Origin of the sequence: Oscillatoria sp. HE19RPO, assembly GCF_024220515.1 — a bacterium.
In the GTDB taxonomy this organism is placed as follows: Bacteria; Cyanobacteriota; Cyanobacteriia; order Cyanobacteriales; family Laspinemataceae; genus Laspinema.
Window position 1 is genome coordinate 1 of sequence record NZ_JAMXOT010000238.1, and the last position, 17,617, is coordinate 17,617.

Genomic DNA, 17,617 nt, shown 5'->3' on the forward strand with positions numbered 1-17,617 from the left:
TCCAAAAAATAAAACCTTCAAAAAACCCGCACCCTGAAGGGTGGGGCTACACGGACAAAGCCCGCCTGCGCGGGCTAAAAGAGCCTTGTTAGGTGCGATCGCATCAAAGCAAGGATGATTTATTTGTTGGAATACCCTAAACCAAGCCTTGACTAAACTCCCTGAACTCTTGGAAAAGGCTTTTGCCGGAGAAGAGATTCTGATTACTAAAAACAATCAGCAACAGATTAAAATTGCCCCCTGCCCCATTCCTAGCCAACGTCCCCCTTTATTTGGCTGCGATCGAGGCAAAATTGCCCTATCTGCTGACTTCGATGAACCCTTAGATGATTTTCAGGAGTATATGTAATGCGTTTACTCCTTGATACTCATACTTTGCTGTGGTTTTTCATGGGAAACCCTAAATTGAGCGATAAAGCTCGCCTGTTGATAGAAGACAATCAAAATCAAAAATTGATTAGTGTAGCCAGCGTGTGGGAAACGGTTAGACCGGCAGCATAGCTGCATTGGCATCTGGAGATACTGGCTCAAAATGTAACACCATAATTTGCTCCCGACGTAAACCAACAGATTCATAAGTTTGACCTGTGCGAGAGTCGGTAAATTCCACTTCAAACGCCGCACCATCTGCCAAAATTTCTACCACAGTTCCCACTTGTCCCTGCCATAAATTGTATTGAGGAATATCAACAGTAAGAGCGACTATATCTAATAACTGAATTTGGTTGAGTTTCATCAATTTTACCTCTAATTAGGATAATGGGTAACAGGTCGTTAACTTAGGGATATTGGAACCAGCCTCGATAATCCAACCACTGCGAAGGGTTGCCTTTTTGTCCTGCCATTCCATTGTAAAATCAAGGGTGTAACGTTGACCAAAGTCATCGAGTCTGCCGAGTTGTGCTTCTTGAGTGTTAACAACCTCTAGCAAAATTTGGCGTAAGGCTTCTGCATCATCGGCACTCATCCCCAGAATAGACAAAAACAGCCGCGCCTTGTGCTTGCCATCATTATGTTCTAAGTTAAGGCAGTAGTCCCGGAGTTTACGAATATCGACCACTGCGTTCTCAGCGTAGGGAATGAGCATCAGGTGAAAAGGTTAAACCAGTACCCCTGAAGTTTATCTCAAAATCCCGTCAGTTAGGTTGGGTTATAATAACAACTATCCCCCTACTGTATCCCCTGCCATGAACGAAGAACGCATCGAAGCCTCTCGCAACCTGATTCAACAACTCCTAACCTGTCCCAGTGGCGAGGGACCGCAAATCCTTAAGCAACAGTTCGAGTTAGTGGATGAGGAATTTGTTCGATTATGCGAACAGGAGGCGCAAAAGTTGCAGCAGGTAGGGAAAGAGAATCAAGCGGTTCTTCTGCGAAATGTGGCGCAAACAGTAGGGGAATATCTCAACCGGCAACGCTCTGGCGGTGGGGGTAAATTCTTGCCAACCATAGGTGATTTGAGACTGGATGCTACACTGATCGATGGTTTGAACGACACAGAGGCATTTAAAAGTAAAAGTTTACCCGCTAGTTGGTCGGAAATACAGCCGGATCGTGTCTATACGACCCAGAATAAGATGCTTGTTTCTTTTGGTACAAAGCAAATTAATCAAGGAGAGCAATATGATGGGACGACTAACAAACATTTAAAAGCGATTGAAAAAGGAAGGGTAACCCCTCGGGGGAATATGGGTTTAGTTACTTCTGAAGTGGAAGGTTACGATTTGAAGTCCAAAGTTTTAGGAAAAGGCGGCGATCGCCGATTTCATGGAAAAATTATCGATGGCGTTTTACACTTTCCCGGTTATACTACTACAGAACATTAAGGAATAAAAACTATGGTTCCCTTAAAAAATCATCAAGTTTGGCAGGATTTATCTGAAATTTTTACCCATCTTGATGCTCATGCGTTGGTTCTTGAGCATCTGGAATTATCCGATTATAAAATAGCGGGGTATTGGGATGAATCGGACCAATTTTATGAAGCAGTCACCTTGCCTCGTCCTCTTTCGCCTGAATTAGTCACCCGAGCGATCGCCTTGCAGGGGGACAAACGCCGGATCCAACTGAAATTTGTTCTCAATTCAGCGGAAATCTCCCCCGCAACAATCTGCGGTAACCCGCGTATCGGTGAACTGATGCTAATTTATGATGAAAATCTGGAATTTATCGATGAAAATTGGCAGATTGATATTCACTCTCCATTCATCAATGCGAACCCCTCTCTTTAACCTTTGACTGAAGCACAAAGGCACTCATCCCCTCCGAGCAATTCCCAACCTACTCCAGCAAGCGATCGCATTTTTGCCCCCGAGGAATACAATCATGTGGAGAAAAAGGTAAGCGTTGCCATCAATCTCAGAATAAAAGATGACAGAGGAGGAGGCAGAGCCCGGGAACGAGGATAACTATTCCTCCCCTTGATTTGCGACCCCCAACAATGGTAAAAATAACCTCGCCCTGCCTTAAGCAAGTATCGTGAATCAGTTTCTCAAAGGATGCAATCTCTATCTCGTCGGGATGATGGGGTCTGGAAAAACCACCGTTGCCCAAATTCTAGCCCCTCAATTGGAGTATCGTTATTTTGACACCGATCGCCTGATTGAACAGGTGGCGGGTCAGTCTATCCCTGACATTTTTGCCGAAAGTGGCGAGGCGGCGTTTCGGGAACTGGAAACCAAGGTGTTGAGCGAATTATGCGCCTATACCCGTCTGGTTGTCGCTACGGGGGGAGGGATTATCCTGAACCGGCAAAACTGGAGTTATTTGCAACATGGGGTGGTGGTGTGGTTGGATGTCCCGGTAGAGCAACTTTATCAGCGCTTGGAGGGGGATACCACCCGGCCATTGTTAAGAGACCCTGACCCAATGGCTAAACTGCGATCGCTCCTTGACCAACGCCAATCCCTTTACTCCCAGGCCGATGTGCGCGTGATTGTCGGTCCTGAAGATACCCCAGAACAAATCGCTACGGGAGTTTTAAGCGAAATTGCCAAAATCCTCAAACACCGTGTCAATCAGAACTAAATCCTCCCCTTCCTGTAGCAAATCCCTCGATTCCCCTCAACCCAAATTTTTTGGATGATTCTCAGGGTTGAAAAATTGCCATAAGCTAGGAGTGACCTATTTTCAGGGAATACCTATGCTGACCGAAAAAGAACTCAGCCAACAAGAAACGGAAGCAATGCGGGTGAAGGTGCTTAGTGAAGCCCTCCCCTATATCCAGCAATTTGCCGGACGGACCATTGTGGTCAAATATGGGGGTGCAGCCATGAAAGACAGCACCCTCAAGGACCAAGTAATGCGGGATTTGGTGTTTTTGGCCTGTGTGGGGGTCCGGCCTGTCCTCGTCCACGGTGGCGGTCCGGAAATCAATAGCTGGTTGGACAAACTCGGCATCGAGCCCCAATTTAAAAATGGTCTACGGGTCACCGATGCGCCGACAATGGATGTGGTGGAGATGGTGTTAGTAGGCCGGGTGAACAAGGAAATTGTCGCCTTGATTAATCAAGCGGGGGGTTTAGCGGTCGGATTGTGCGGGAAGGATGGGAATTTAATTACCGCACGTCCTCAAGGGGATGAAGGAATTGGCTTTGTCGGGGAAGTGAGTTCGGTGAATCCCCAAATTTTAGATTCCTTAGTCAAATCTGGCTATATTCCCGTAGTCTCCAGTGTAGCAGCGGATGAGGAGGGTCAATCGTATAATATTAATGCAGATACGATCGCCGGAGAACTGGCTGCGGCCTTGGGTGCGGAAAAATTAATCTTAATGACGGACACTGCCGGAATTTTACAAGATCCCAAGGACCCTTCTACCCTACTGGCGCAACTGGATATTCAACAAGCGCGGGAACTGATGAATAACGGGGTGGTTTCCGGGGGGATGATTCCCAAGGTGACCTGTTGTGTAAGGAGTTTGGCCCAAGGGGTGAGAGCGGCTCACATTATTGATGGTCGGATTAATCACTCCCTGTTGTTGGAAATTTTAACCGATACGGGGATTGGTTCGATGATTGTCGCTTCAGGATACCAGCGGTAAAGTTCAACAGCGATTTTTCATTATATCAGGATTGCCGAGTCAGAAGGATGAAATAGCTATATATCCTTGATCCTTCTGACTGTACCGGGTGTTTAAATGTTGAATTACTGTGGTTCGATCGCCGACTTTGTTTGCAATTCCAAACGCCGTGAAGATGCACTCCCTCTGTTGAATGAACATTGCCGATCGCGCTTTTTTCTCCATCCTCGCCGGACTAAAAAAGTGTTACTGTTCTTTCACGGATTTACTGCTGCACCCTGGCAGTTTGTGCCGATGGGGGAAGCATTTTTTAAGGCGGGTTACAATGTTTTAGTCCCCTTAATGCCCGGTCATGGTCATGGAGGGAATTGGAGTCGCCAGAATCCACCGCCATTACCGACTACAGCAGCAGTGTATCAAAATTTTGCCCAGGAATGGCTCGATCGCGCTCAAGAGTTGGGGGAAGAGGTGTATATCGGTGGGTTATCCGGTGGGGGTACGGTAGCGGCATGGTTGGCCTTGGAACGCTGCCGCGAGATTGCCGGTTGTTTGTTATTTGCGCCCTATTTGAGCAGTAGTAGTCGGGTTTTGGATTTGTTTGTGCGAAAGCTGACCCCGGACTATTGTGATTGGGGTGCGCCGAGACCCGGACAGGCACGGTATGGGTACGATGGATTTGAAGTGGAAGCCCTGAAAACGGTGCTGTTGATGGGGGGAGAGGTTCTGAATCGGGCGAAACGAGAAGCGTCTGCACCGATGTTTATTGTGTCGAGTGAGAGCGATCGCGCGGTAGGTCATCGGGAACATCGCACCTTATTTGAGTCAGTTTCCCGCTTCGCACCCCGGAGTTGGTATCATATTTTTGACCGGGTTTTGGATATTCCTCACACGATGATGACCCAAGGGGAGGGAAATCCTCATGAGTCGATGTTGATTGCGATGGCAAAATCCTATATTGACAGTGATTTAACTTGGGATGAAATTGGGGATATTGCCGAACGGATGACCCGAGGGGAGACGTTTGATGCGGCAGTTCGGACTCTGAATTTAGGCGATCGCGCTGCGCCAGAACTGCCAATTTTCATGACTTTGCTGGATAAACGTTCTCTGGTGATGGAACGAAATCCTCGGTTGCGTCGCGCTTAAGTTTCTCCCCCGTCAGGATTGCTCTATCTCTTCAGTTAACCCCGGTGAAGGCGTAACGATTGAAATTTCAGTGGCATAAAAAATCCGGCAGAGTTATCTGTCGGATTTAATCCCTAAAAGCCCCAGAAATTTACAATGAACTGGGAAGCACTCCCCGGACCCGATTCGTGCGAGGTTGAACCAGGAGACGGTTACGGTGTTGGGAATCAATAATCACCGGATTAATCAGGGTAGAATTTTCGATGCGCGAATCAATCACGGTGGGATTAATCAGGGTAGAATTCCGAATCGTCGGTTGTCCTCGTTGGGGATAAGATTGGGGATAATAATTCGGAGGATAATAGGGATTATATTGTCCGGGATAGACCCCGGGGTGACCATATTGGACCGTTCTGGGTTGTCCCACCTGAATGGAAATTCCCCGGTCAATCACGATGGATACATTGGCCTGAGCGGAGGGGGTGTTAAACTGAAAGACTCCAGCAGCGATCGCCATCGGTGTCAAGGCGATCGCCAGGGGATGAGACGCTCTAAACGAACGAAATTTCTCAAACATTGTTTTGCCTCAAAAGGGGATAAACCAAATCAATCAAATCCAGTGCCAGGTTCGGTGACGCGAAGTAACGCTAAAATGATTCAGTAGATTAGCTTCTTCAGCAATCAACAGCGACATTTTATAGAAAAATCGTGAGTACAGAACCCTTAGAGCAATTTAAGATCGAGTACCAGACTGGCAAAAATGCCTTTGAGCGAGGCCAGTATCGAGAAGCGGTGCAATTCTTAGCAAAAGCGAGTCAATTGGTCGATCGCAATTCCCGATTAGGGGGAGAAACCCTGATGTGGTTGGTCACCGCTTACCAGGCGGCAGGACAATCCTCCGAGGCGACTGCCTTATGCCGAACTCTCCTGCGCCATCCTAGCATCGAAACTCGCAAACAAGCCAAACGCTTAATCTATATTTTAGAAGCGCCAGAACTCAAATCCCGTCCCGAATGGAGAGTGGAAATTCCGGATATGAGTACCCTGGATGAGGGGAACTCAAAAATTGCTCAAGTCAGTATGACGGCAACGGCAAAAAAGCCAAAACCCAAATCCTCCGAATCGGAACTACCGTTTGAGGACCTCTCCCAAATCAATACCCAAGACAATGGATTTGAGTGGGTGGCAATGGTGGCGATCGCTTTACTGGTGGGGGGATTGCTCTGGTTCAGCTAACAGCTAATCTGGCGCATCGTTTCCAACCCAGGGACTCTAGCATTCTCCAGCCCCTTCAAACCGTCCTCAAATAAGGTAAGATCAGCATAGGTGCGTTCTATTCTTCGGTTAACGGCATACCCAAGTTCCCCATAACCCGCAACCCATCGGCACAGAGGCCAAATCCTCAATCCTGAATCAAGCTAGACCCGGGTCACCCGAGTGTTGCGATCGCGGTTTCTCCGATTCCGGCTGATTCAACCCGCTTTCGCAATCCCTCAGCATTGGAACCCTGTCATGATATGCCTCCAAGCTTCGGGGTCCGGGGTTTCCTTAGCGGAATTCCTCCTGATCCGGATCGGTGTGGCACCCGGTTGAAGTCACCCGGTGCTGTTGAGTGAAATCGTTCCGACCGGCTCGACAAGGATCAACCCAAATCTTGGCTCTTTCATCCGCTTTATCCACTCATGAGCGCTGCCGTCAAGGATTTATGCTATGACTCAAGAATTTAGACATAAACGCTTCGATAAAGGTCACGTGATTCCGGAATCTTTCTTAGCAGAATTTCGCACCAAAACACCGAGTACCCGTCGCTATTTATTAAATTCTTTAACCTTATTTGCTTGTATTTCTCCGGAACAGCAACATCAGGCGTTAAATGATTTAATCCAATCCGAATTAGTCAGTTTAGCCGAAAAAACTCAAAATTATCTCCATGACCGCATTCATACGGTCCTCAATTATTTTGGCGTTGATGAAAGTGGAGAATCCAAAAGAATTGCTGAATATTATTATCGGTATTATTTGCTAACGGGAACCGTTCCAGAAAACTTGACCACCGACTATTTAACTCATCTTTTAAATTTCATTGTTGGCATAGAAGTGCTTAAAATCATTTTCACCATGAGTTTTATTGAACAACAGCGCTTCTTTGAAATTCAAGGTCGCTACGGCACTCAAGTCATGATATTTTATCGTTATATTAAACCCGTTCGTGAAAAACTAATTCAAGAAAAACTGATTAACCGGGATGTTACGGGAAGCTATTACTATACCAAAGCCAATTTAAGTGAGGACAAAATTTTAGATTATATCTTTGAAGTCTTCAAACTCGAAAAGATAGAAACCCTAGGAGAGTTAGCAAAAGATTTACAGTTTGACCGAGAGTATATTTATAAACCCCCTCACGCCGACGATCGCGATGTGCCGGTTTTCTAACTCCTGAGCGTAGATTGGGGGAATCTTGACTTATCCTGAAGCGTGACCCCTGCCAACACCACACCGCACCTAACGCCTTCCCTCCCGGTAAACCGATACCTTAACTCAATCCCGGAGGCACAAGGACCAGGCTGGCGGATCCCCATGACTCTATCATTTGGACCTCATTTCTGACCCGAATTCTGACTGATTTTGCCGACTTTAGTCCCCACTTTTGATAGATGCGATTCATCTGCTATTTATGCATACTTACCCCAAGCTAGGGGAGAGCTTGATCCAAAGTAGCAACCCCTAAACCTGACCCACCAATTCTCAAAAAATTTTCTACAATATTCAGTAAATACAACCAAACATTGACCGGCCTACCCAATATCTACACCGGCCAACGGTATTTTTACTCATTTTTAGGAAAAATCAGGGGCGATCGCCAATTTTAGGAGAAAAAAAATGTCAATTACCAATAGCGCTATCAAACGCCAGAAATCAAGCGGACCGCCAAGAGTGCTGCCACCCCCACCGCCGCCTCCCTCCGGTCTCTCCAACCGAAACGCCGCGCAACCGGCGCTAACTCCCACTAATTATATCAAAGCCCTGGTCGAACAAGCCCATAGTTGCAAAGCCTCGGATATTCACATTCGCGTTGGAGAAATCCCGCGATTCAGAATCCGGGGACAAATGCGCGAAGCCCTCGAACAAGAACGTTTAACCCCGGAAAAGTTTAACGAATATCTGAACGAAATTCTCACCCCGTCCCAGCGGTCCCAATTTGCTAAAACCAAAGAACTGGATACCGCCATTTTCTACCCCGGCTTTATTCGCTGTCGGGTGAATTGCTTTGAAACCCTGATGGGTGGGGCGATGGTCCTGCGCTTGATTGACCTCCATGTTCCCTCCATTGATGAACTGCGCCTCCCCGAAGTCCTGAAAAAAGTGATTTCCCATTCCCAAGGGTTGGTGTTGGTGACGGGTCCGACGGGTTCGGGTAAATCGACGACAATGGCGGCGATGATTCGCTGTTTAAACGAAAGCAGCTATAAGCACGTTATTTCCATCGAGGACCCGATTGAATATGTCCATGCCTCAAAAAGTTGCCTGATCTCGCAACGGGAAGTGGGACTGCATACGGATGATTTCCACAGCAGCTTGCGATCGGCCTTGCGGGAGGACCCGGATGTGATTCTGATTGGGGAAATGCGCGATCGCCTCACGGTGAATATCGCCCTCCAAGCAGCGCAAACCGGCCACTTAGTCTTAGGAACCCTCCATACCCGCACCGCCATCAGCGCCATTAACCGCCTGTTAAACTTGTTCAATCCTGAAGAACAACCTGCAATCCGCATTCAGATTGTGGAAACATTGTATGCGGTAGTCGCCCAATTGTTGCTTCCCACCACTGATGGAGGACGGACGACGATTAATGATGTGTTAATCAATACCACCACCATGCAGGATTACTTATATAAGGGAGATGATGATGGGGCTTTTGCCTTAATGCGATCGGATACTTATGAGGGAATGCAGGTGATGAATCAGGATTTGTATCGCAAAGTCATGGAAGGTCGGGTGGCGATCGAAGTCGCTGAGATGCATTCTCCGGATCCCGGTGAATTGGATCGTTTGATTCGGACTGGCGGATTTGATGCCTCGCGATCGCCTCGGGATTTTGCTTGATTCTCTGGAGGAAGAGAACGACTGAAGTCGTTACTACGAACGAAGAGAACGACTGAAATTATCACATCCAATAAAAGAGCCCGCGTAGGCGGGCTTTGTTCGTATAGCGGCAGGCTTGAGCCTGCCCGCTATATATACATCCGATAACTTAGCGTTTTGCTAACTTCTTAATCGACATCTTCCGCAAGCGAATCGATTCCGGGGTAACTTCTAACAACTCTTCGGGACCGATGTATTCTAGGGCCCGTTCTAAACTCATTTCCACCGGCGCTTGTAACTGCACCAGTTCATCTCCCGTCGAAGACCGCACGTTAGTTAACTGCTTCGTCTTCGAGACGTTCAAATCTAAATCTTGAGGACGGTTATGTTCCCCGACAATCATGCCTTTATATACTTTCGTCCCCGGAGTAATAAAGAATACTCCTCGGTCCTCAGCATTTTTCAAGGCGTAGAACGTCGCCGTTCCTTCATCAAAGGCAATAATCACACCGTTGCGACGGGCTTCAATATCTCCGGCGAGTGGGCGATAATCCAGGAAGCTATGGTTCATAATTCCCGCCCCGCGAGTCAGACGCATAAACTCACCTCGGAACCCGATTAAACCCCGGGCAGGAATGGCAAATTCCAATTGAGTGCGTCCCGTGGCACTCACGCGCATATCTTGCATTTCGCCCCGTCGTTCGCCCAGGCGCTGCATACAACCACCCACCCCTTCTTCGGGAACGTCCAGAACCAGACATTCAAACGGTTCACAGGGTTGACCGTTGATTTCGCGGTAGATTACTTGGGGTTGGGAAACTTGGAATTCGTAGCCTTCCCGACGCATGGTTTCGATTAGGATACCCAGGTGCAATTCACCCCGTCCAGAGACGAGGAATTTATCCGGGGAGTCGGTTTCTTCGACGCGGAGGGCGACGTTGGTTTCCAGTTCTCGCAGGAGGCGATCGCGCAATTGCCGAGAGGTAACGAAGGTGCCTTCTTGTCCGGCAAAGGGAGAATCGTTCACCCAGAAGGTCATCTGTAACGTGGGTTCATCCACCTTAATTAGAGGTAACGCTTGGGGTTCATTGGGACAAGTAATGGTTTCCCCAATATTGGCATCAGCAAACCCTGCAACAGCGACAATATAACCCGCTGAAGCTTCTGGCATATCCACGCGATTGAGTCCTTCAAATCCCATTAATTTGGTGATTTTGGACTTAACAATTTCGCCCCCTTCCTTCACCAAAGCCGCCTGTTGTCCGGCTTTAATCACCCCATTATGAATCCGACCGATGACAATCCGGCCTACATATTCGGAATAGTCCAGAGTCGTGACTTGTAACTGGAGGGGTTTGGTGGGGTCTCCTACCGGAGGCGGAACGCGATCGAGAATCAGGTCAAACAAGGGCTGCATATCCACCCCTTCTGCTTCCATATCGGTTTTGGCATATCCCGACATACCCGAGGCAAACAGGTAGGGGAACTCGCACTGATCATCATCAGCACCGAGTTCGATGAATAAATCTAGGACTTTATCCACTGCGACGTGGGGGTCAGCTTGGGGTCGGTCAATTTTGTTGATCACCACAATCGGGCGTAGCCCTTTTTCTAAGGCTTTTTTCAACACAAAGCGAGTTTGAGGCATGGGACCTTCATTGGCGTCCACAATCAGCAGACAGCCATCCACCATACCCAGAACCCGTTCTACTTCGCCGCCAAAGTCAGCGTGACCGGGGGTATCGACGATATTGATTAACGTTTCTTTGTAGCGAACGGCAGTATTTTTGGAGAGAATGGTAATGCCGCGCTCCCGTTCTAAGTCATTGGAGTCCATGACGCAATCAGGAACCTCTTCCCCTTCGCGGAAGATGCCAGATTGTTTGAGGAGAGCGTCAACGAGGGTGGTTTTACCGTGATCGACGTGGGCGATGATTGCGAGGTTGCGAATGGGAAGACTCATAAATTGCGTCAGGGATGCGAAATTGCAGAAAAAGTAAAGCAGATTGCATTTATATTTCTTTACAATTCTAGCGCATCTTAATCGAGATTGCAGATGCGATATCTAATTTTTTGTCTTTCCTGATTTCCAATGGCAACAACCGGCGGGGGCTTTAACCCCCGCCTGTAGTGGCGCTTCGCGAAGCGCCACTACGTCGGTTAAAACCGACTAAAAACACCACAGCATAAGACTTGCAGTCGTCTAAAGACGACTTTAGCTATTAGGCGGGGGTTTTAACCCTAGCCCTGTCAAGGTGATAAATTTAATGACGAAAAATCGTTATTTCCTGTAGGGGCGCTTCGAGAAGCGCCTGTCCAAGAGGTAAATTTAATGACGAAAAATCGTTATTTCCTGTAGGGGCGCTTCGAGAAGCGCCTGTCCAAGAGGTAAATTTGATGACGAAAAATCATTATTTCTTGTAGGGGCGCTTCGAGAAGCGCCTGTCCAAGAGGTAAATTTGATGATGAAAAATCATTATTTCTTGTAGGGGCGCTTCGAGAAGCGCCCCTACAAATCAATCCACCTTGACAGGGCTAGGGTTAAAACCCCCGCCTATAGAGGCGCTTCAAGAAGCGCCTCTACCGCTGAGGAGTTAGACTTAGTTGCGCGTCGTTGAGATTGGCATTGAATAAATCCACATTTTCCAAATTAGCCTCTCCCAGACGCGCCCGGGTGAGATTTGCCCCATATAAATTGGCATTTTGGAGGGTCGCCCGTTCTAAACTGGCCCCGGTGAAATTGGCCCCGCGTAAATCGGCCCCTAGTAAATTGGCCCGGTCTAGGTAAGTCGGCGAAACCTTACAAGTGGCCCCGGGACATTGAGGACCCGTGGGTTCGATCGCCGATAAATTGGCCCCGCGCAGACTGGCTTGTTGGAGATTGGCATCTATCAAATAGGCCCCGCTGAGTTCGGTAAAACTCAAGTCGGCAAAGCTCAAATCTGTACCATTGAGCTTGGTGGTGAGTAACCGTGCCCCTCGCAGATTCGCCCCGGAGAGGTTGGCAGCGCGGACATTGGCGGTGGATAAATCCGCTTGGGTGAGGTTGGCATTTCTCAAATCTGCACGGACGAGATTAGCCCCGTTTAAATTGGCTTTATGAAGATTGGTCCCATTTAGAATGGCATCGCGCAAGTCTGCTGCCGTGAGTTGCGAGATGACTAACGGGGGGTTAACCGAGGTAATGCGATCGCGGCGAATCGTCGAGGGAAGGGGTCGCACAAACCGCGCTTCACTCAGATTGGCCCCAGAAAAATCGGCCCAGCGCAGAATGGCCCCGCGTAAATCCGCCCGACTGAGATCCGACTCCGTAAGATTGGCCCCGCGTAAATCCGCCCCGAGTAAATTGGCCCCGGCGAGATTGGCCCCGCGCAAGTCCGCCCCAATCAAGTCGCATCCCATACATTCATTGGTGCGGAATAACTGGAGGACATGATCGGGATTCACCCCGAAGGCGGGACGGGGAAAGGCGAAGGGAAGTAATGCCGCAGCAGCAGCGGATAACAGCGTTGCTGCGAACTGTTTTGGTGCGATCGTCCGTTTCATGGTGTTCCTGTCTCCTGAGTGAGTGTGAAATCCGGTATTTAAAGTCTATAAAAACCCGCACCCTCAAGGGTGGGGCTACACGGACAAAGCCTGCCTGCGCAGGCTGAAGAGTATTGGGGAAGGAGCCACCCAATTAGGGTCAGAAACCCGGTTGATCCCAAGTCCTAGATTAGCCCGCGCAGGCGGGCTTCGTCCGTATAGCCCCACCCTTGAGGGTGCGGGTTAAAGCCGAGGGATGATACTCCTCTTGAGCCCGCGCAGGCGGGCTTCGTCCGTATAGCCCCACCCTTCAGGGTGCGGGTTAAACCAATCAGTATCGGATTCCGGATAATTTGAGGGTAGCATTGGTTCATGCTCCGCCCCACTCCGGAAAATCCTATACTAGAAGAAGATCGGGAAATTCAACGAGGGCAGAATATGGCTCTAAATCCCACAGTAATGCAGGCTGTCGAAAAGCTGGATTATCGCGTCACTGTCGGTGACGTGGCAACCAGCGCAGGACTGCAAGTGAATCTCGCCGAGCGAGAATTATTAGCCTTAGCTTCCGAAGCTGGAGGACATTTACAAGTTGCGGACACGGGAGATATTGTCTATCAGTTTCCCAAACAATTTCGTGCCACTCTGCGGAATAAGTATTTCCGAATTCAATTGCAGGAGTGGTGGGAAAAGGTCTGGCGGATTCTGTTCTACCTGATCCGAATTTCATTTGGGATTATTTTAATCCTGTCGATTTTTATTATTTTTGCCAGCATCTTTATTCTGCTGACGATGGCGAATAAAGATAGCAGCAGCAATCGGAGTCGGTCCCGAGGCGGGGGGATGATATTTTTCCCGCGAATGTTTTGGGGTCCAGACATCTTCTGGTTTTTCAATCCGAACTATGGCCGGTATCAGCAGCAACGACGACAAAAAGCGATGGCTTCTTCATCGTCAGAAGAATCCATGAATTTTTTGGAGTCGGTGTTTTCATTTTTGTTTGGAGATGGGAATCCCAATGCCAATTTAGAGGAACGACGCTGGCAGGCGATCGCCGCGACGATTCGGAATCATCAAGGCGCAGTGGTTGCCGAACAAATTGCTCCCTATTTGGATGATTTAGGCACTGGATATGGCCAGGAATATGAAGATTATATGCTGCCGGTGCTGACGCGATTTAATGGTCGTCCGGAAGTCAGTCCCGATGGGCAGATTGTCTATCATTTTCCCGAATTGCAGACCACAGTCCAACACCGGAACACCTTAGCGGTTCCGGCCTATTTACGGGAATTGACCTGGAAATTTAGCGAAGCCTCTTCCAGTCAATTAAGCCTAGCTGCTGGATTAGGGGTGTTGAATATTGGGGGAGGAATTTTTCTCGGGTATTTATTGCAAGACGGAGCCATCGCTGCCCAGATTGGGGGATTAGTGGCGTTTACCGCCTCAATTTACTGGCTGTTGATTGGCTATGGAGTGGCATTTTTGTCTGTTCCGTTAATCCGGTACTTGTGGCTGAAAGGAAGGAATCGCAAAGTTGAAGCTCGAAATGAAGCTAGACAACAACAGGCGATCGCCCTAAATCAACCCTCGGATGAATTGCACAAAAAACTCGCTTATGCCCAACAATTTGCCGCCCAAAACATCATCGAAAGCGGGGATATTGCCTACAGCACCGAAACCGATTTAATCGAGCAAGAAAGCCAAAATTCTGCCAAACTGGATGCCGAATGGCGCAAGCGTTTGGAAGGATGAGGGATGGGGGAGATAGGGAGGATGGGGGAGATGGGGAGGATAGGGGAGATGGGAAAGTTTGTAGTAACGACTTCAGTCGTTTCCTGGTGACTTGGCTCCGCCGAGTCACGCATTTTGGAGGCTCTGCCTCCAGTCCCAATACAGGCGCGGAAGCCTCTGATTGTGCGTGTCACGACTTCAGCCATGACCCGAGGAAAATCTCCCCTATTTTCCCCATTCATCCTTCCTCTTGCTTCATTCGTTTGAAGGTCAAAAAACCATACCCATAGGCTGGGGTAAAATTAAAGTTGAGCATTTCCCAACCCTCTTCCCCCATCTGATTGGAATATTCATAAAGCGGTTGTTTTTTCTGTTCATTTCGCAGTTCTTGTCCGTTTGCACTATGCACGCACAGGTCACCGGCAAAGTAGTCAAATCGAACAACAAGGTATTCCCACTTTGGCACAGTGATTCTCCTGTTATAGATGGGTGGACAAAAAATATCTCCCGCTCCCTTACGGTGGGAAATAGAGGGGAGAATTGGAATTAAACCGGAATAGTCGAGCGGCTCCGTGAGCCAATCCTCAACAGCTTACTCTACACGAATTTTTGCCAAAGTAGCATTTTGGTAATAGTGGAGGACGATTTGTTGGTAATTTACACCCTGGGAAGCCAGATTGTAAGCCCCCCACTGACTTAATCCGATGCCATGACCAAATCCCCGACCCTGAATGGTAAATCCAGAGGGGATATTGGATAAAGTATTTTTACTCGCCGATGGACCCCCTTGCGGCACCACCACAAACCGAGCGCTTCGGAGGTTGAGGGCCTGCCGTAACTCTTCTCCATCAAGGGTTCGCTGACCCGCATCTCCCACAATCAGCATGGACTGAATCCGTCCGTGGGGGCTGGTGCGCTGGGGTCTCATGGAGATGACATTCCCTACCCCAGAGATCCGGCTGCTGAGTTGACTGCGGGTGAAGGTTTCGGTCCATTGGTAGACGGGAGAACCGGCATCATGGTCCGGGACTCCGCGTAGATAGGGTCGCGGTTCCATCCAGACATCTTCCACATTTTCCGTATGTCCCCCCGAGGAGGAGTGGAAAACCGCTTCAATGGGTTGACCATTGTAAACCAGGACCTGTCCGGCAGTCGCTTGGACCGCAGCCTGGGTGGTATTGGCTTCTTTTTCGACCCCCTGATAGACTTGCCAGTAGGTGTCATTCCCCAGGTCATAGAGGGAATTCCCGCGTTTCTGGCGCTGATAGAGGGCATAAGTCCGGGCGGCGACTGCTTGCGCTTTCAGGGCTTCCAGGGGCCAACTCGGACTCATTTCCGCCCCTAAGACACTGTAGAGATATTCTTCCATGTCCACCTGGTTAATCACCGTGAGGCCGCCAGAGGTGGGGACGAGGACCGTATTACCGCGATACCAGCGATCGCCAATATAGACAAACCCATCACCACTGGGTTCGATCGCGATTTGGCTGCCTTGCCATCCCTCGATCGCCACACCGGATCCCGTACTCCGGGCTAAAGATGCCTGCATTCCCTCCAGTTGACCCAGGGACCGGCCCGCACTATCCAAGACTGTAGCTGGAGTAGAACTGCCAATGGTCACTTCGCTGACATCTTGTTTAATCGCGACTCGCAATAATAAACTGGCTTGAGCGGGGGCCACCATCATCAGCCACATCAAAGCAATCAGCCACCACTGGTGTCGGCTTTCCCACAAGGGCTTGAGTGGAGATAACAATCGGGTTGGGGTGGGTGCTAGTTTCATGGTTGGCAAGCTCCTCAAACAGGGAATCCTCTAGGATAAAGTTCAAAAGATAATCGGTAATCGGGTTCAAGCTCATTCTTCACTACCGAAGTCTGAGCCATCTCTTGTCATAACCCCCTATCATACAAGCAAGATGGGGAGATCAGAGGGCAGATTTACTCATTCTATAGGCTGAATTTTAATCCGCCCGCGTTTGCTCAGGGATAGGTAAAATTGAGTGAGTTTGATTGAGCTTGGCTCATGGGATTTTCGATTTAACCCCGTTGAACCCAGTAGGCAGGAAGTCCGAAGGGTGGAAATTGCCCAAAATCAGTTGTGTTAACGGTCAAAAGAGCGCCTTAAGATGCAGATTACGTTTTTAGGAACCAGTTCCGGTGTACCGACGCGATCGCGGAACGTATCCAGTTTGGCGGTCCGTCTGCCTCAGCGATCGGAGGTCTGGCTGTTTGACTGCGGCGAAGGCACCCAACATCAAATTCTCAGTAGCGATATCAAAATTAGCCAAATTAGTCGCATCTTTATCACCCATCTCCACGGGGACCATATCTTTGGATTGATGGGTCTATTGGCCAGTTGCGGTTTAGCCGGAAATGCCAGTCGGATTGATATTTACGGTCCTGCGGGGTTAAATGACTATTTAGCCGCCTGTAGTCGCTACTCCCAAACTCATTTCTCCTATCCGATTAAAGTCCATCAGAGTCGCCCGGGAGTCGTCTATGAGGATGATGAGTTTATTGTCAAATGCGGACGCCTAGAACATCGGGTCACCGCTTATGGCTATCGGGTAGAAGAAAAAGACCGCCCGGGACGGTTTAATGTGGAAAAGGCGGCAGCTTTGGGAATTCCCTCCGGTCCTCTCTATGGTCAACTCAAACGCGGGGAAACGGTAACCTTAAGCGATGGTCGGCAGATTTCTGGTCAGGAGTTATGTGGACCCACGGAACCCGGGCGGAAAATGGCCTATTGTACGGATACAATTTTTTGCGAGGGGGCGGTGCAACTGGCGCAAGATGTGGATGTGTTGATTCATGAAGCGACTTTTTCCCATCAAGATGCCCAGTTGGCAATAGATCGCCTGCATTCGACCAGTACGATGGCGGCGCAGGTGGCTTTAGCTGCCCGGGTGAAAACATTGATTATGACCCATTTTAGCCCCCGATATGCCCCGGGAAATGATATCCAGTTGGAAGATTTGCGCCAAGAAGCCCAGGCGATTTTTCCGAATACCGAGATGGCTTATGATTTTTGGACCTACGAGGTGGAACGCCATCGGTCAACGGAGTTAGAGTCCGTGGGGACTTAAGGCGATCGCAGTTCATGAATTAAAAGCGATCGCCCTGAGCCTGGAAGGACTG

19 protein-coding genes are annotated in these 17,617 nt (G+C 49.0%); 12 read left to right on the top strand and 7 right to left on the bottom strand.

Annotation, left to right across the window (positions count from 1 at the left end; all coding sequences use genetic code 11):
* Positions 1-148: 148 nt before the first annotated feature.
* Both NG833_RS20720 and NG833_RS20725 read left to right on the top strand, forming a co-directional pair.
* On the top strand, positions 149-349 hold the full coding sequence (locus tag NG833_RS20720; protein WP_254567170.1) for a type II toxin-antitoxin system Phd/YefM family antitoxin: 201 nt from the start codon (positions 149-151) through the stop codon (positions 347-349).
* Entirely contained in the window at positions 349-501 is a 153-nt protein-coding gene (locus NG833_RS20725; protein ID WP_254567171.1) for a type II toxin-antitoxin system VapC family toxin, read from the top strand. Before NG833_RS20720 ends, NG833_RS20725 begins: the two co-directional genes overlap by 1 nt.
* On the opposite strand, the gene NG833_RS20730 is transcribed toward NG833_RS20725, so the two are convergent.
* Both NG833_RS20730 and NG833_RS20735 read right to left on the bottom strand, forming a co-directional pair.
* Positions 485-736 carry a DUF4926 domain-containing protein gene (locus NG833_RS20730; RefSeq protein ID WP_254567172.1) on the bottom strand — a complete coding sequence of 84 codons (252 nt, stop codon included), beginning with the start codon at positions 734-736 and terminating at the stop codon, positions 485-487. The genes NG833_RS20725 and NG833_RS20730 overlap by 17 nt on opposite strands.
* 15 nt (positions 737-751) lie before the next feature.
* Entirely contained in the window at positions 752-1,087 is a 336-nt protein-coding gene (locus tag NG833_RS20735; RefSeq protein ID WP_254567173.1) for a DUF6883 domain-containing protein, read from the bottom strand.
* 100 nt (positions 1,088-1,187) lie between these two features.
* Here NG833_RS20735 and NG833_RS20740 point away from each other — a divergent pair, with 100 nt between their 5' ends.
* From NG833_RS20740 to NG833_RS20760, 5 genes are all read left to right on the top strand, one after another.
* The gene (locus NG833_RS20740; protein WP_254567174.1) at positions 1,188-1,826 is read left to right on the top strand and encodes a hypothetical protein; all 639 of its coding nucleotides are present in this window, start codon (positions 1,188-1,190) and stop codon (positions 1,824-1,826) included.
* 12 nt (positions 1,827-1,838) lie between these two features.
* The gene (locus NG833_RS20745) at positions 1,839-2,231 is read left to right on the top strand and encodes a hypothetical protein (protein WP_254567175.1); all 393 of its coding nucleotides are present in this window, start codon (positions 1,839-1,841) and stop codon (positions 2,229-2,231) included.
* 247 nt (positions 2,232-2,478) lie between these two features.
* Complete coding sequence (locus tag NG833_RS20750) at positions 2,479-3,027, top strand: shikimate kinase (protein ID WP_254567176.1); 549 nt, start codon at positions 2,479-2,481, stop codon at positions 3,025-3,027.
* 115 nt (positions 3,028-3,142) lie between these two features.
* Entirely contained in the window at positions 3,143-4,039 is an 897-nt protein-coding gene (gene argB / locus NG833_RS20755; protein ID WP_254567177.1) for an acetylglutamate kinase, read from the top strand.
* A 96-nt stretch (positions 4,040-4,135) separates the two neighbouring features.
* Positions 4,136-5,164: a carboxylesterase gene (locus NG833_RS20760; RefSeq protein ID WP_254567178.1), complete on the top strand. Its 1,029-nt coding sequence runs from the start codon at positions 4,136-4,138 to the stop codon at positions 5,162-5,164.
* A gap of 130 nt (positions 5,165-5,294) precedes the next feature.
* Here NG833_RS20760 and NG833_RS20765 read toward each other — a convergent pair whose 3' ends face one another.
* Positions 5,295-5,720 carry a hypothetical protein gene (locus tag NG833_RS20765; RefSeq protein ID WP_254567179.1) on the bottom strand — a complete coding sequence of 142 codons (426 nt, stop codon included), beginning with the start codon at positions 5,718-5,720 and terminating at the stop codon, positions 5,295-5,297.
* Positions 5,721-5,851: 131 nt separating this feature from the next.
* Here NG833_RS20765 and NG833_RS20770 point away from each other — a divergent pair, with 131 nt between their 5' ends.
* From NG833_RS20770 to NG833_RS20780, 3 genes are all read left to right on the top strand, one after another.
* Complete coding sequence (locus NG833_RS20770; RefSeq protein ID WP_254567180.1) at positions 5,852-6,379, top strand: tetratricopeptide repeat protein; 528 nt, start codon at positions 5,852-5,854, stop codon at positions 6,377-6,379.
* Between the two features lie 474 nt (positions 6,380-6,853).
* Positions 6,854-7,576 (top strand): hypothetical protein, encoded by a 723-nt coding sequence (locus NG833_RS20775; RefSeq protein WP_254567181.1) that lies wholly within the window; start codon positions 6,854-6,856, stop codon positions 7,574-7,576.
* 447 nt (positions 7,577-8,023) lie between these two features.
* Complete coding sequence (locus NG833_RS20780; RefSeq protein WP_254567182.1) at positions 8,024-9,247, top strand: type IV pilus twitching motility protein PilT; 1,224 nt, start codon at positions 8,024-8,026, stop codon at positions 9,245-9,247.
* A gap of 148 nt (positions 9,248-9,395) precedes the next feature.
* Here NG833_RS20780 and typA read toward each other — a convergent pair whose 3' ends face one another.
* Positions 9,396-11,189: a translational GTPase TypA gene (gene typA, locus NG833_RS20785; protein ID WP_254567183.1), complete on the bottom strand. Its 1,794-nt coding sequence runs from the start codon at positions 11,187-11,189 to the stop codon at positions 9,396-9,398.
* A 617-nt stretch (positions 11,190-11,806) separates the two neighbouring features.
* Entirely contained in the window at positions 11,807-12,772 is a 966-nt protein-coding gene (locus NG833_RS20790) for a pentapeptide repeat-containing protein (RefSeq protein ID WP_254567184.1), read from the bottom strand.
* Between the two features lie 417 nt (positions 12,773-13,189).
* Here NG833_RS20790 and NG833_RS20795 point away from each other — a divergent pair, with 417 nt between their 5' ends.
* On the top strand, positions 13,190-14,500 hold the full coding sequence (locus NG833_RS20795; RefSeq protein ID WP_254567196.1) for a hypothetical protein: 1,311 nt from the start codon (positions 13,190-13,192) through the stop codon (positions 14,498-14,500).
* 217 nt (positions 14,501-14,717) lie between these two features.
* On the opposite strand, the gene NG833_RS20800 is transcribed toward NG833_RS20795, so the two are convergent.
* Together NG833_RS20800 and NG833_RS20805 are read right to left on the bottom strand one after the other, a co-directional pair.
* Positions 14,718-14,945 (bottom strand): hypothetical protein, encoded by a 228-nt coding sequence (locus NG833_RS20800; RefSeq protein ID WP_254567185.1) that lies wholly within the window; start codon positions 14,943-14,945, stop codon positions 14,718-14,720.
* A gap of 126 nt (positions 14,946-15,071) precedes the next feature.
* On the bottom strand, positions 15,072-16,262 hold the full coding sequence (locus tag NG833_RS20805; RefSeq protein WP_254567186.1) for a SpoIID/LytB domain-containing protein: 1,191 nt from the start codon (positions 16,260-16,262) through the stop codon (positions 15,072-15,074).
* Between the two features lie 343 nt (positions 16,263-16,605).
* Between NG833_RS20805 and NG833_RS20810 the strand changes: the two genes are divergently transcribed.
* The gene (locus NG833_RS20810; RefSeq protein ID WP_254567187.1) at positions 16,606-17,565 is read left to right on the top strand and encodes a ribonuclease Z; all 960 of its coding nucleotides are present in this window, start codon (positions 16,606-16,608) and stop codon (positions 17,563-17,565) included.
* Positions 17,566-17,617: the final 52 nt, after the last annotated feature.